This is a genomic window from Roseobacter denitrificans OCh 114 (assembly GCF_000014045.1).
GTDB lineage: Bacteria > Pseudomonadota > Alphaproteobacteria > Rhodobacterales > Rhodobacteraceae > Roseobacter > Roseobacter denitrificans.
In genome coordinates this window covers 1,680,344-1,695,248 of record NC_008209.1, presented here as the reverse complement: position 1 = coordinate 1,695,248, position 14,905 = coordinate 1,680,344, and the positions used below count along the sequence as shown (strand labels likewise).

At 61.7% G+C, this 14,905-nt stretch carries 13 protein-coding genes; 9 read left to right on the top strand and 4 right to left on the bottom strand.

Features of this window, described 5'->3' with window-relative positions:
• Positions 1-8 precede the first annotated feature (8 nt).
• From ccmI to RD1_RS08130, 4 genes are all read left to right on the top strand, one after another.
• Positions 9-1,250 carry a c-type cytochrome biogenesis protein CcmI gene (ccmI, locus tag RD1_RS08145; RefSeq protein ID WP_011568005.1) on the top strand — a complete coding sequence of 414 codons (1,242 nt, stop codon included), beginning with the start codon at positions 9-11 and terminating at the stop codon, positions 1,248-1,250.
• Positions 1,247-1,738, top strand: coding sequence for a Holliday junction resolvase RuvX (gene ruvX, locus RD1_RS08140; protein WP_011568004.1), 492 nt, complete (start codon positions 1,247-1,249; stop codon positions 1,736-1,738). Before ccmI ends, ruvX begins: the two co-directional genes overlap by 4 nt.
• Positions 1,735-1,962, top strand: coding sequence for a DUF1289 domain-containing protein (locus RD1_RS08135; protein ID WP_011568003.1), 228 nt, complete (start codon positions 1,735-1,737; stop codon positions 1,960-1,962). The genes ruvX and RD1_RS08135 overlap by 4 nt, the downstream gene beginning before the upstream one ends.
• 161 nt (positions 1,963-2,123) lie before the next feature.
• Positions 2,124-2,981, top strand: coding sequence for a delta-class carbonic anhydrase (locus tag RD1_RS08130; RefSeq protein ID WP_011568002.1), 858 nt, complete (start codon positions 2,124-2,126; stop codon positions 2,979-2,981).
• A gap of 176 nt (positions 2,982-3,157) precedes the next feature.
• On the opposite strand, the gene RD1_RS08125 is transcribed toward RD1_RS08130, so the two are convergent.
• Positions 3,158-4,063, bottom strand: coding sequence for a LysR family transcriptional regulator (locus tag RD1_RS08125; protein WP_011568001.1), 906 nt, complete (start codon positions 4,061-4,063; stop codon positions 3,158-3,160).
• A gap of 87 nt (positions 4,064-4,150) precedes the next feature.
• Here RD1_RS08125 and metF point away from each other — a divergent pair, with 87 nt between their 5' ends.
• The gene (metF, locus tag RD1_RS08120; protein WP_011568000.1) at positions 4,151-5,020 is read left to right on the top strand and encodes a methylenetetrahydrofolate reductase [NAD(P)H]; all 870 of its coding nucleotides are present in this window, start codon (positions 4,151-4,153) and stop codon (positions 5,018-5,020) included.
• A gap of 60 nt (positions 5,021-5,080) precedes the next feature.
• Positions 5,081-5,563, top strand: a complete 483-nt coding sequence (locus tag RD1_RS08115; protein WP_011567999.1) for a PaaI family thioesterase — start codon at positions 5,081-5,083, stop codon at positions 5,561-5,563.
• 264 nt (positions 5,564-5,827) lie between these two features.
• On the opposite strand, the gene RD1_RS08110 is transcribed toward RD1_RS08115, so the two are convergent.
• Together RD1_RS08110 and RD1_RS08105 are read right to left on the bottom strand one after the other, a co-directional pair.
• Positions 5,828-6,868 carry a DUF2235 domain-containing protein gene (locus RD1_RS08110; protein ID WP_245897362.1) on the bottom strand — a complete coding sequence of 347 codons (1,041 nt, stop codon included), beginning with the start codon at positions 6,866-6,868 and terminating at the stop codon, positions 5,828-5,830.
• Positions 6,869-6,884: 16 nt separating this feature from the next.
• Complete coding sequence (locus RD1_RS08105; RefSeq protein ID WP_011567997.1) at positions 6,885-9,182, bottom strand: xanthine dehydrogenase family protein molybdopterin-binding subunit; 2,298 nt, start codon at positions 9,180-9,182, stop codon at positions 6,885-6,887.
• 193 nt (positions 9,183-9,375) lie between these two features.
• Here RD1_RS08105 and RD1_RS08100 point away from each other — a divergent pair, with 193 nt between their 5' ends.
• From RD1_RS08100 to RD1_RS08090, 3 genes are all read left to right on the top strand, one after another.
• Positions 9,376-10,254, top strand: coding sequence for a phytanoyl-CoA dioxygenase family protein (locus tag RD1_RS08100; protein WP_011567996.1), 879 nt, complete (start codon positions 9,376-9,378; stop codon positions 10,252-10,254).
• Positions 10,251-10,850: an HD domain-containing protein gene (locus tag RD1_RS08095; RefSeq protein ID WP_011567995.1), complete on the top strand. Its 600-nt coding sequence runs from the start codon at positions 10,251-10,253 to the stop codon at positions 10,848-10,850. The genes RD1_RS08100 and RD1_RS08095 overlap by 4 nt, the downstream gene beginning before the upstream one ends.
• 75 nt (positions 10,851-10,925) lie before the next feature.
• Entirely contained in the window at positions 10,926-14,021 is a 3,096-nt protein-coding gene (locus RD1_RS08090) for a valine--tRNA ligase (RefSeq protein WP_011567994.1), read from the top strand.
• 37 nt (positions 14,022-14,058) lie between these two features.
• Here the strand turns inward: RD1_RS08090 and RD1_RS08085 are convergent, their stop codons facing one another.
• On the bottom strand, positions 14,059-14,847 hold the full coding sequence (locus RD1_RS08085; RefSeq protein ID WP_011567993.1) for a crotonase/enoyl-CoA hydratase family protein: 789 nt from the start codon (positions 14,845-14,847) through the stop codon (positions 14,059-14,061).
• Between the last annotated feature and the right edge of the window lie 58 nt (positions 14,848-14,905).

Genomic DNA, 14,905 nt, shown 5'->3' with positions numbered 1-14,905 from the left:
AGGGCTTTATGACGTTCTGGATTATCTCGGCTGGACTGGCAATCATTGTGGCCGTTTTGATGGTACTTGCCCTGCGCGCGCCGAAACGCGGCATGACCGAACCTGCGGCGGCCTATGATCTGCGAGTCTATCGTGATCAGCTGCGCGAGGTGGAGAAGGACCTGGCGCGCGGCGTTGTGGATCCTGCCGATGCCGACCGCGTGCGGGCCGAGATCTCACGCCGCATCCTCGCGGCAGATGCCGCCCTGCAAACCGATGCGCTCGAAGCGGACGCAAACAAGGGTGCACCGGGTCTGGTCGGGGCCATTCTGGCGGTGGTTCTGGTCGGTGGCAGCCTGTGGCTTTACATGAATATCGGCGCGCCGGGCTATGGCGATCTGGCCCTCAAGGATCGCATCGTTCTGGCCGAAGAAGCCCGCGCAAACCGTCCCAGCCAGCAAGAGGCCGAAGACAGCCTGCCCGCCTATGTGGCCCCCCCGGACATCAGCCCCGATTACGTCGCATTGGTGGAACGGCTGCGCGAGGCCGTGGCCGCACGCCCCGACGATATTCAGGGCCTGACCCTTCTGGCGCAGAACGAGGGTAACCTCGGTAATTTCCGCGCCGCCGCCCGCGCGCAGGCGGAAATCATCAGGGTGCGCGGCGATGAGGCGACCAGCGAAGACTACGCGAATTACGCCGACATGCTGATCCTCGCCGCCGGTGGCTATGTCTCTCCCGAAGCGGAAAGCGTGCTGACCCGGGTGCTTGCCCTTGATCCCACCAATGGCGCGGCGCGCTACTACGTCGGCCTGATGCTGGCGCAGACCGGACGCCCCGACAATGCCTTTCGCATCTGGGATCAACTGCTGCGCGAAGGCCCGCGCGAGGCCGCCTGGATCGAACCCATTCTCGCCCAGATCGAAGACCTCGCGTTTCGCGCTGGCGTGAACTATCAACTCCCCGAAATCGGCCCCGGACTGGACGCTCCCGGCGGGCCGAGCGCTGCGGACATCGAAGCCGCCGGTGAGATGAGCCCCTCCGAACGCCTCGAGATGATCGAGAGCATGGTGCAGGGCCTCTCGGACCGGCTCGGCACCGAAGGCGGCCCGGTACAGGACTGGGCGCAGCTGATCACCGCACTTGGCGTCCTGGGCCAGACCGGTGCGGCGCGCAGCGTCTATGAAAACGCCATTCAGGCCTTTGCCGACGACACCCGCGCGCTCGATCTGCTGCTGCGCGCCGGACAACGGGCGCAAGTGGCCGAATGATCCTTGAAGACACCGCTGACTTTCTCGCGGCACTTCCCTCCATGCGCAGCCTCATGGGCCTTGATCTGGGCACCCAGACCATCGGTGTTGCCGTCAGCGACACGTTCCTGTCCGTCGCCACGCCGCTGGAAACCGTCAAACGGCGCAAGTTCACGCTGGACGCCGCACGTCTGAGCGACATCGTGGCACAACGGCGGCTCGGCGGGCTGGTGCTGGGCCTGCCGCGCAACATGGACGGCTCCGAAGGGCCGCGCTGCCAGTCGACCCGCGCCTTTGCCCGCAATCTGGACAAATCCATCGGGTCGGACCTGCCCATCACGTTCTGGGATGAGCGCCTGTCCACCGTCGCCGCCGAACGCGCGCTCCTTGAGGCGGATACGTCCCGAAAACGTCGCGCAGAGGTCATTGACCACGTTGCCGCAGCCTATATCCTGCAAGGCGCGCTGGATCGCATCCGCGTAATTCGAGCAGAACAGGACCAAGAATGAGTGACATCTGGAAGCGGGACGAAGTCGAAAGCCCCTGCGTCAAAATCTGTGTGATCCACCCCGAGGCACGCCTGTGCACCGGCTGCCTGCGCTCCATCGAGGAGATCACGATGTGGTCCAAACTCTCCCCCGACGCGCGGCGCATGGTGATGGACGAATTGCCAGGCAGGCAAGGGCTGCTCAGCAGACGTCGCGGCGGACGGGCCGCACGGCTGGCCCGCTGATCCACCGGCCGATGCCACGGCGTGATGTCGCGGCAGGCGCCCACCCCCCACGAAACAGATCACAACGACCTTGAATCACGCCACCCGCGCGCACATCTATGATGTGCAAGGCAGCGGATTCACGCTGCCTTTTTTTAATAAAAAACAGGCTATAACGACATATGAAATCTACCAGAATTTGCCTTGGTGCCTTTGGCCTTCTGACGCTCACAGCGGGCGCAACCTTTGCGGACGGACACGGCGCTGTCGGCGATGATGTCATCGCCGCACAACGGGCAGCCTTGGCCGAAAATACGCAAGGCGCCGGTTTCGGGCCACAATCCCCGCGTGACCTCGAAACCCTGCGCGGCAACAACCCGCGCGCCTTCGGCACCGCCCCCGAATATACGCAAATGAACCTGTGCAACATCCACTTTCATGAAAACGCCGAACACCGGGGCGGCGAATTCACGACCTACGCAGGCAACGGCGATGGGGCGGGCGCTGGCACGGGCTTCAGGTATAATGGCACCCTGTCCGAAGCTGAACTGGCCCCTTTGGGACGCACCATCGGCGCCGGGACATATGGCGATCTGGCACCGGGCGACACGATTGAACTGCATTACGTCCACACCACTGCGCAAATCGAACCGGGCCCGACACTGGGCTCCTGCCTGTCAGACGCCATCGGCAACCCTCAATTGCGCGTCGAAGCACAGGTCTATGTGCTCGTCAACGATCCCGACGCGGCAGATTTCGTGACCCTGACCCAAGTCGAACAAGTCGACGGCCTTTATCAGGCGGTCAACATCCCCACCGACACCGGCACCCCGATCGCCTACAACGGATCGACAACGGGCCCCTCTTTCAACGAACAAGGATCACCGCTGCAGGTGTCATGGCGTGTGCGCCCTGAGGTCATGAAAGTCTCCATCACCAGCGTCGAGACATGGCTGTCCGACAATATTTTCAATGAGGGCGAAGCCCATGGCGTGCGCAACCTCGTCGCGAACCCGGACCTGATTTCCGACATCAACTAGAGCGTCTGACGAGATATCTGAAAGACCAAACATCACGTAACACGTTGAAATCTTTGATTTCAGGCAGCGTTGCGTGACAGAGGTCTTTCAGCAGACGCTGCAGGTGACCAGATACCCGCCCCGCACCCTGTACCCATATGTGACAAGGGCAACGGGGCGGGTCCGTCACATTTGACTTACGCCGACTGCAGTTTCCGCGCCTCCTCCCCTGCGAGGTCGAGCAAATGCTGCATGAAGGGCTTGTCCAGATCATCACTGCGCACCGCCGCATAAAGACGCCGCGTGATCCCTTGGGCCGTAAGGGGCCGCGTGACATAATCAGATGAATACTTCACCTCGCGCACCACCCAATCGGGCAAGACCGCGACCCCCCGATTGGACGCCACCAACAGCAGGATAACGGCCGTCAGTTCCACCTGCCGGATCGCCGCAGGTTCGACCTTGGCCGGGATAAGCAACTGGCTGAACACATCCAAACGCGAACGCTCCACCGGATAGGTGATCAGGGTCTCACCACGAAAATCGCCCGCCTCGACATAGGGTTTCTGCGCCAGCGCATGGGTGCTGGCGGCCACGAAAACCGGCGCATAATCAAAGAGTTCGACAAATTCCACACCGGGCAGGTCTTCGGGGTCGGATGACACCACCAGATCGACTTCCTCCTTCAGCAGCGCGGGCAGCGCATCAAAGGCCAGACCGGGGCGGATGTCCACGTCGACCTCCCCCCAGGCCTTGCGAAACTGTTCCAGCACGGGAAACAGCCACTCAAAACAGGCGTGGCATTCAATGGCGATATGCATCCGCCCCGTGCTGCCCGCGCGCAAGCCGGTGAATTCATCCTGCAATGCCTTGATCTGCGGCAAGACCTGCCGCGCGAGTTTCAGCAAGCGCATCCCCGCCGGAGACAGCTTGAGCGGTTTGGAGCGGCGCACGAAGAGCTCAACCCCCGCCTGATCCTCCAAGCCCTTGATTTGATGACTCAAAGCGGATTGCGTGATATGCAACTGTTCCGCCGCACGCGCCAAGCCCCCGGCCTCATGGATCGCCTCGATCGTGCGCAGATGGCGAAATTCAATATGCATACCGAACTCATGTTAAAGATGAAAGTTATGAATTTGTCTCATTTTTACTTCTGTGGCACAAGTCATGAAAAGCCCAAGGATAAAACGATGCCCGCTCCAGAAGTCTCATTCGAAGTTTTCCCGCCCCGCTCCATTGATGCATCGTTCAAGCTTTGGGAGACTGCGCAGGCGCTTGCCCCTCTGGCGCCACGGTTTTTCTCGGTTACCTATGGCGCGGGCGGCACGACGCGCGACCTGACCCATGATGCGGCCTATACATTGCACAAATCGTCCGGTCTGCCGGTCGCTGCGCATCTGACCTGCGTGGGGGCCTCCAAATCGGAAACACTCGCCATCGCGCAGCGTTTTGCCCAGGCCGGGATCACGGATATCGTCGCTCTGCGCGGCGACGCCCCCGAAGGCAGCAACGGCTTTACCCCTCACCCGGACGGGTTCGCCAACGCGGTGGAGCTGATCGACGCTCTCGCCCGCAGCGGCCAATTCACCCTGCGCGTCGGCGCCTATCCCGAAAAACACCCCGAAGCCGCCAGCCAGCAGGCCAATATCGACTGGCTCAAGGCCAAGGTTGACGCAGGCGCCTGCGAGGCGATCACGCAGTTTTTCTTTGAGGCCGATACCTTCCTGCGGTTTCGCGACGATTGCGTGCGCGCGGGCATCTCGGTGCCGATCACACCCGGCATCCTGCCCATCACCAACTGGACGAATGCCCGCAAATTCGCGCAGCGCTGCGGCACATCTATTCCCGCGTGGCTCGATCAGGCGTTTGACGCGGCCATTCGTGATGACCGGCACGACCTGCTGTCACGCGCGCTGTGCACCGAACTCTGCTCGGATCTGGTGGGTGAGGGCGTCGACAAGCTGCATTTCTACACCCTGAACCGGCCAGAGTTGACGCGCGAAATATGCCATGCCCTCGGTGTCACACAGGCCGTGACAGGCATTAAGGACGTCGCGTAAACCTTGAAGCCGCGCCCCAGCCGCTTAAGCTCCCCGCAACACACTTTTGCGGAGAACCAGATGCCCTACGCTGCCCAAACCCCTGACGATTTGCTGCCCCGCTCGGAAATCCTAGGCATGTCGGGGCTGACCTTCATGCAGCGCGTGCTCAAGGGAGAGATCGCGGGCGCCCCCATCGCGGCGACGCTCAACTTCAACCTGCTTGAGGTCGAAGAGGGCCGCGTGCGCTTTTGCGGCACACCGGAATTCAGCGCCATGAACCCCAGCGGTGCCGTGCATGGCGGCTGGTATGGGGCCTTGCTCGATTCGGCTCTGGGCTGCGCTGTGATGACCAAAGTGCCGCAGGGTTCGGTCTATACGACGCTGGAATACAAGGTGAACATTACCCGCGCCATTCCCCTCGGCATGTTCGTCCACTGCGATGCCTTGGTGGATCACGCAGGCCGCACCACAAGCGTGGCCCATGGCGAAATTCGCGGTGCCGAGGATGGCAAGCTCTACGCCACCGGCTCAACGACCTGCATCATTATGAAACCGGGCTAAAGACGACGCGCCGAGTAGATGGACAGTATTTAAACACCTGCGCGTCGCAGTTGCCTTTGTTTTGGGGCGTTTTTTATAGCGACGGTCGAATCCATGGTAAAACTGCCGGATTCCAAAACCTACGACCTTGCTGCCGCAGAATCCGAGGTGCAGCGTGCCCTGTCGGCGAAGGATCCGATGCGGAGGCAAAAACTGCCTTTAGCGGAGCGCATCAGGCAGGGCGGCGGATCTCAGACAGCGGTCAACCTGTCTGACGCGCTTATGCTAGACGGCCCGGCCAAAGGCCATTCTGCGGCGGGGCGCGGGACGGGCGGCGGCGCGCAAATGCACGCTGTCATGCATCCGCTCGGACGCATCTGTCAGCGCCACACGCGCACGGCGCGTCACGAACCACTTGCCGCGCCCGCGAAAGGTGCCCAGCATCGGCGCGTTCGGATCACAGGGAAACCGCTTCGCCCAGCCCTCGGGCAGCGGCAACCCGGCCAGCTGCGCACGCTCCAGCATCCAGACCAGCGGGATGTTGGACAGGGGCCGCGCCTCCTCGAACCCGCCCAGCTGCCCGCCGATATCGCCATGGGTCCCGGGAAACCAAAGCTGCTCCACCCGGCCCTCGAAACCGTCAGGGGTGTTCCACATCACCGGCGTATAGGCCGCGCGCGTTTCATCCAGCGCCACCGCGTGAAACCCCGCCTTGACGTTGTGACTCAGCGCATCGTTGTGAAACGCATGCGCCTTTTCGCTCAACCGCCACAGCACGGGCATATTCAGGCCCAGCGCCTTGACCGTATCCCACACGCCAATCATCTCGATCTCGATATCTTGCAAACACTTGGCCCGGGAAAAGGCGCGCGCCACATCGGCCTTGGGATCACATTCGTAATGGCGATAGACATCACGAATGTTCCGCTCCGTCGCGACCTGCGCGCGCAACAGCCCCATCATGTCAATGACACCCGCAAGGCTGCGCACCGCATAGGCCCCGCGCGAATACCCCATGAGGAAAATGCGGTCCCCCGGCCTGTAGCGCGACGCGAGATAGCCATAGGCGCGCCTGATTTGCCGGTTGATGCCGCGCCCGATCATCACATCGCGCGCGGACCGCCAGTCGGTCCATTGCAGCCCCGGCTCATAGTAAATCGACAGTTGCGCCCCCATCTCGCGGCACAGATGATAGGCGATCCCGGCGTTCGTCTCCTGACCGGGGGTGAGCGACGACATCGTGCCATCCAGAATGACAACATGTGTGACCGGCCCCCGCCGGGGCCCGAAATCCCGCGCTGGCCGGCGCCAGATCGCCCGGCGCAGCCAATGCCACGTCTTCCTATTCGGCCGCGATAGCCTCACTGTTTAACAACTCCCAAACCTTGAGCGGGGTAAAAGGCATATCCGCCTGCCGCACGCCATGCTCCCAAAGCGCATCCTGAACCGCATTCGCCACAGCCGCGAGGGCCCCAACCGTGCCGGCCTCTCCGCACCCCTTCATCCCCATGATATTCGCCGTTGACGGCACAGGTTCAGAGGTAAAGCGAATATTGGGCACACCATCCGCCCGCGGCATGGCGTAATCCATGAAACTCGCGGTCAGCAACTGGCCCTGCTCATCAAAGACCACATGTTCGCTGATCGCCTGTCCGATACCTTGAGCGACACCGCCATGCACCTGTCCTTCGGCCAGCATCGGGTTGATAAGATTGCCAAAATCATCCACCACCGTATAGCGGTCCACGCGGACAACGCCGGTATCGGGATCAATCACGACCTCGGATATATGGCAGCCATTGGGGAAACTGCGCGCAGGCAGGGTCGCGCGTGCTTCATGGCTCAACAGATCGTCGCGGCCCTTTTCGCGGGCCATCTCCGCCACTTCCAACATGCTCGGCGTCATATTGCTGCCATCCGCGCGAAAGCGTTCATCGTCAAAACTGATCTCGGAGGCTGGCACACCCATTTCATCGGCCAGAAACGCTGTGAATGCTGTGGTCATGACCTCAACCGTGGCCAGCGTCGCCGTATTCTGCACGGTAACGGAGCGTGACCCGCCAGTGCCGCCGCCCTGCGCAATCTGATCACTGTCGCCCTGCACGACAAAAATCTGATCCGCCGGTATCCCGGTCTGATCACTCAGGAACTGGGCGTAGACGGTTTCATGCCCCTGTCCTGTGCTTTGTGTGCCGACATAGATGCTCACGGTGCCATCCTCATTGAACGCGATCTTTGCGCCTTCACTAGGATCACCCAAAATACTTTCAATATAGTAACACAGCCCCAGACCGCGCAGCAGACCCCGGTCCGCATCGGCTTTTTTGCGCGCGGCAAAGCCCGCAAGATCGGCCTCAAGCTCAGCCCGGCGCAGCACCTTGTCGAAATCGCCGACGTCATAAACCTCACCGGTGGAGTTCTGATAGGGGAACTGATCCGGCTTGATGAAGTTGATGCGCCGCAATTCCAGCGGGTCCACACCGAGGGTCCGGGCCGCGCGGTCAATCAACCGCTCCAGCACGTAAATCGCCTCCGGTCGCCCTGCGCCGCGATAGGCGTCCACATAGGTCGTGTTGGTGTAAATCCCCTCGACCCGCAGCCATGTGGCCTGCACGTCATAGACCCCCATCAGCACCCGGCTGAACAGCTGGCTCTGGATGAACTGCGCATACATGCTGTTGTAAGCGCCAAGGTTGCAGCGCGTGTGGACACGATATCCGATGATCTTGTGGTTTTCATCAAAGGCAAATTCGGCAAAGCTCGTCAGGTCACGCCCGGCGTTATCGGTCAGCATCGCCTCGGTGCGTTCGGACATCCAGCGCACAGGCTTGCCCACAACCTTGGCGGCATGGGCGGCCAGAACATATTCCGGATAGGGGAACCCCTTCATCCCGAAACCACCGCCTGTATCGGGGTTGGTGACGCGCACACGCTCTGCGTCGATGTTCAGCAATTCCGCGATCTCTGATTTCTGCGCCCAGACGCCCTGCCCGCCCACGGAAACGTGGACCCGCTCGCCGTCCCACTGCGCGAAACATCCGCGCGGCTCAAGCGAATTGACGATGATGCGATTGTCCGGCACCTCCAGCGATACGGTGCGCGCAGCGGCGGCAAATGCAGCGTCCGTGGCCGCCTCATCCCCCATGCCCCAGTCAAAGGCCACATTGTCAGGGGCCTCGGCGTGCAATGGCGCGCCACCGGCCTGAATATCCATCTTGGCGGGCAACTCCTCATAGGACAGGTCGATCAATTCCGCCGCATCACGCGCCTGATCAAGCGTTTCTGCCACGATGAAAGCCACAGGCTCACCCACAAAACGCATACGCTCCTCGGCGAGGATCGGTCTGCGGGGGGCCGCGCCCATGCTGCCATCGCGGTTCTTGACCGTCTGGGCTGACATCGACTTGGTTATCCCGGCCGCCTTCAGATCATCCGCCGTCAGCACCGCGTGCACGCCCGGCGCGCCGCGCGCCTGCGCCACATCCAGACCGGTGATCACCGCATGGGCCACAGGCGCGCGAAACACAAAGGCAAAAAGCGCCCCCTCAGGCGCGATATCATCCACGTAGCGACCTTCACCTGTGAGAAAACGAACATCCTCAACCCGCTTTACGGGCTGTGATTTGCCAAATTTTTCCATGTGATGCCTCCTTGCATACCGATCTGTGTCCGTGGGGACAGTAGCGGCGATGACCCGCATGTCCAGTGCTGTGGCCCGTCACGGCATAATCGCACAGAAAGGTGATTTCGCAGCCTGCAATCCAGTGTCGCAAACAGAACAGAAGCCCGCCCGCGCCAAAGCGATCATTCAACCACACGACAAGGAGGATCAGATGCCCCACCCCTTGCCACTGGAACAGGGCCGCCTGACACAGGCGCAAACCGATCAATACTGGCGCGACGGCTATCTCTTTCCGCTGCAGGTGATGCCCGCGACTGAGGCGACCGCCCTGCGCACCGAACTTGAACGGATCGAGGCGGATTACCTTGACGCGGGCTTGCCGCTCCCGCTGAGCACCTATAAACGTGTCAATGCGCATTGCGTGATGCCCATGGCCCATCGCATCGGATCCGACCCGCGCATCCTGGACGTTGTCGAAGGTATCCTCGGCCCCGACATCATGATCTACGCGGTTGAATTCTTCATCAAGGAACCGCGCACCAACCAGATCGTCTCCATGCATCAGGACCTGACCTACTGGGGTCTCGGCGCGATTGACGGGCTGGTTACCGCATGGCTGTCGCTCTCGCCCGCAACACCTGCCTCCGGGTGCATGGATTTCGTGCGCGGCTCACACAAGAACGCGATCCTGCCGCATGAAGACACCTTTGCCGAGAATAACCTCCTGTCGCGCGGGCAGGAAGTGCAGGTCGATGTGGCGGACACCGACAAGGTGCCCATCGAAATCCACCCCGGCCAGATCTCGCTCCACCACGGGCTGACGATCCACGGCTCCGGCCCCAACACCACCGAGGATCGCCGCATTGCCGCCGTGATCCGCTACTGCGCGCCGGATGTGAAACAGCAGGTGGCCGAGGTCGATTACGCCCTCCTCGCCCGGGGCACAGACAGGCACGGCCATTTCGCCAGCTTCCCCGCGCCATCGGCGAATTTTGCCCCCGATGCCCTCGCGCAGTATGATGAAATCCGCGCCGCACAGGCCAAGGCGATGATGTCCGGCGCCAGGAAAAAAGGAACCCTCTACGGATGATCGACCGCGTCAGCTTTACCCAGATGAAAGACGGCACCAAGGAAGACTACGACTTCCTCACCGAACACGAAACCGCCTATACCAAAGGCACCGCCGACCGCCTGCTCACCGCGCTGGTCAGCCTTGATGAAAGCCTCTCGGGCTACCAGATCACGCGCCTCGGCCACTCGCTGCAATCGGCCACCCGCGCCGAACGCGATCGCGCTGACACGGATTGGATCGTCTCCGCCCTGCTGCATGACATCGGCGATATCTTTGCGCCCTACAACCACGACGAATACGCCGCCACCATCCTGCGCCCCTTCGTGCGCGAACAATGCACATGGGTCGTGGAAAAACACGGTGATTTCCAACTGCTCTACTACGGCCACCACGTCGGCGCAGACCCGCACAAACGCGACGCCTACCGCGACAGTCCCTATTTCGACGACTGCGCGCAGTTTTGCGAACGCTGGGATCAGGCGAGCTTTGATCCCGCCTATGACACCCTGCCGATCGAACACTTTGCCGACCGGGTGCGCGCCGTCTTTGCCCGCACACCTTACGATCCGGCCATCATCCGCCCCGGTGCGCGCGAACCCCTGATCAGCACATAAACCGCACGCCCGACCTTTCCCTTTGCGGCGACCTCGGCTAGATCATCGCGCAAGCAAGGGTAAAGGACGCATGTAATGGCGCTGGACAAGACATTCGACGCAAAAGAGGCCGAAGCACGCCTCTACGCCGCCTGGGAACAGGCGGGCGCATTCAAGGCCGGGGCCAACGCCCGGGCAGCTGCTGAAACCTTTTCGATCATGATCCCCCCGCCCAATGTGACGGGATCGCTGCACATGGGGCACGCCTTCAACAACACGCTGCAGGATATCCTGATCCGCTGGCACCGCATGCGCGGCTTCGACACGCTCTGGCAGCCCGGCACCGATCACGCGGGCATCGCCACGCAGATGGTCACCGAACGCGAAATGGCCGCCAATGGCGAAGGCCGCCGCCAAGACATGACGCGCGATGACTTCGTTGCCCGTGTCTGGCAGCAAAAGGTCAAATCACGCGGCACGATCATCGGGCAACTCAAACGCCTCGGCGCGTCCTGTGACTGGTCGCGCGAAGCCTTCACCATGGGCGGCGCACCGGGCGACCCTGACGCAGGCAACGGCCCGAATTTCCACGACGCGGTCATCAAGGTCTTCGTGGACATGTACAACAAGGGCCTCATTTATCGCGGCAAGCGGCTGGTCAACTGGGACCCGCATTTCGAAACCGCGATCTCGGACCTTGAGGTCGAGAACATCGAAGTCGATGGCCACATGTGGCACTTCAAATACCCGCTCGCCGAGGGGGCCACTTATGAATACGTCGAAAAGGACGAGGACGGAAACGTCACCCTGCGCGAGACCCGCAATTATATCTCGATCGCCACGACCCGGCCCGAAACCATGCTGGGCGATGGCGCGGTTGCCGTGCATCCGTCAGATGAACGCTATGCGCCAATCGTCGGCAAGCTCTGCGAAATCCCGGTCGGACCCAAGGAACACCGCCGCCTGATCCCGATCATCACCGATGAATACCCCGATCCCGACTTCGGCTCCGGTGCGGTCAAGATCACAGGCGCGCATGACTTCAACGACTACGCCGTGGCCAAACGCAACGGCATCCCGCTCTACCGCCTGATGGACACCAAAGCCGCCATGCGCGACGACGGTGCCCCCTACGCCGAGGCCGCCGCGATTGCGATGGCCGTGGCCCAGGGCGAGCGCACACTCACTGAAGCCGAAGCCGACTCGGTCAACCTCGTGCCGGACGAATTGCGCGGGCTGGACCGGCTCAAAGCCCGCAAGGCGGTCGTGAAACAGATCACCGCCGAAGGGCTGGCCGTCATGGTCCCCGTCGCCAACCCCGACCCCGAAGACGCGTTTTTGCCCGTGGACGAACCTTTCCTTGAGCCGCTGGTCGAGAACAAAAAGATCATGCAGCCCTTTGGCGACCGCTCCAAGGTCGTCATCGAGCCGATGCTGACCGACCAGTGGTTCGTCGAAACCTCCAAAATCGTGCAGCCCGCGATTGACGCCGTGCGCAATGGCGACACCCAAATCTTCCCCGAGCAGGACAAGAAGGTCTACTTCAACTGGCTGGAAAACATCGAGCCATGGTGCATCTCGCGGCAATTGTGGTGGGGGCACCAGATCCCGGTTTGGTACGGGCCGAGTAAATACGAGATTTCCGACTATCCCGCGACCCATTCGGGTACACCCAAATCGTTCTGTGCATCATCGTTTGACGATGCATGTGAACTAGCCAAAGAATACTACGGCGATAACGTTTCGTTTGCTCAACATCCGCAAGACGAAGGCACCATGCAATATGGTTTTGGCTTTAGCAACGGTAGTCTGTCCTCGGTCTCTTTACGTCGCGACCCCGACGTCCTCGACACATGGTTCTCCTCCGGCCTCTGGCCCATCGGCACGCTGGGTTGGACGGGCGACGCCGAACTGGACGCGCAGAACGACGCGCTGCAAAAATACTTCCCGACCTCCACGCTGATCACCGGCTTTGACATCATCTTCTTCTGGGTCGCCCGGATGATGATGATGCAATATGCGGTGACGGGGCAAAAGCCGTTCTCGACCGTCTATGTCCACGCGCTCGTGCGCGACGAGAAGGGCAAGAAGATGTCGAAATCCCTCGGCAACGTCATCGACCCGCTCGACATGATCGACGAGTTCGGCGCGGACGCCGTGCGCTTTACCCTCACCGCCATGGCCGCCATGGGGCGCGATCTGAAACTCTCCACCCAGCGCATCGCGGGCTACCGCAATTTCGGCACCAAATTGTGGAACGCCTGCCGCTTTGCGGAGATGAACGAAGTCTTTGCCCAGCGCGCGGCCCGCACCGACGTGATACCGACGCAAAACCGACCTCCTGCCGATGTCGAACAGGCCGTGAACAAATGGATCATCGGAGAGACCGCGAAAGTCCGGGAAGAGATCGACGCAGCGCTCGAAAATTACCGTTTCAACGACGCGGCCAACGCGGCCTATGCCTTTGTCTGGGGCAAGGTCTGTGACTGGTATGTGGAGCTGTCCAAACCCCTGTTGCAGGACGCCGCCAACGCCGAATTCGCGGCCGAGACACGCGCGACGATGGCGTGGGTGCTGGATCAATGCATGATCCTGCTGCACCCCATCATGCCCTTCATCACCGAAGACCTCTGGGCGCAAACCGGCCGTCGCGACGAGATGCTGGTGCTCACCGATTGGCCCATCTATACCGCCGCTGAACTGGTCGATCCCGATGCCGATGCGGAAGTGAACTGGGTCATCAGCCTGATCGAATCCATCCGCTCCGCACGGGCGCAAATGCATGTCCCCGCAGGGCTTTACGTCCCCCTCGTCGTCACCGAGATCGACGCCGCCGGACAGACCGCTTGGGACCGCAACGAAGTGATGATCAAACGCCTCGCCCGCGTTGAAGCACTTGAGCACGCAGAGGGTTTCCCCAAAGGCACAGTATCCCTCGCCGTGCGCGGCGCATCCTTTGGGCTGCCGCTGGCCGATATCATTGATATTGCTGAGGAAAAAGCGCGGCTTGAAAAGTCACTGGGCAAGCTCGCCAAGGAGCTTGGCGGGCTGCGCGGGCGGCTGAACAATCCGAAATTCGCAGCCTCCGCCCCGCCTGAAGTGGTCGAGGAAACCCGCGCCAACCTCGCCCTGCGCGAAGAGGAAGAAGCCAAGCTGAAAGAAGCGCTGGCGCGACTGGCCGAACTGGGCTGAGCGGAGCGCAGCCAAGCCGATAAATGCGCCCCCGGCGCTAGCCAAAATCCGGGGCGCGTTTGGCAAATTGCGCGGCGATCACTTCCATCTGCTCGGGCTTGCCCAACAAGGCCACCTGCAGGCGCGATTCCTCCTTCAGGACATCCGCCGGCGCAGCGGTATGGGCATAGGCGCACAGGCTCTTTGCGGCCCGGATGGCGTTCGGCCCATTGCCCGCGATCTGCGTCGCCAGGTCCTGCGCCGCCTCCAGCGGGTCGGCGACAACCTCCGTGACCAGCCCCCAGGCCGCCGCCTGCTCCGCCGGGATCGGGGCGGCGGTGTAGATCATCCGCTTCATCACATCGTCGCGCACCAGACGCGGCAGCAGCACCATGCCCCCCATGTCCGGAATAAGACCCCACTTCATCTCCATCACCGCCACCTGCGTGCCCGGTGCCGCAAGTCGAATATCCGCCCCCAACGCCAGCTGCAGGCCAGCGCCAAAGACGACGCCATGCAGCGCGGCAATCACAGGAATATCAAGGCGATGCCAGATCATCGCGACCTCCTGCCAGCGGTTCGTCGTCCCCATGCCGTGGGTGCGGGGCATGACAAGCGCTTCGATATCCTGCCCGACCATCCCGGACAGACCGGCGATATCAATGCCCGCACAAAAACAACTGCCTTCCCCCGACAAAACCACGGCGCGGGCAGAAGAGGCTGCAACGTCTTCGCCCGCCGCGATAATGGCATCAATCATCTCATCATCCATCGCGTTTTTCTTTTCCGCCCGGGTCAAGGTGACGTGGGCGATATGATCGTGGTGGCTCAGGCGCAGGCGCGACATCGCGGCTCTCCTTTTCTGATAGCTGTAGAAATCCTGACACACATTTCACTGCCTGCGC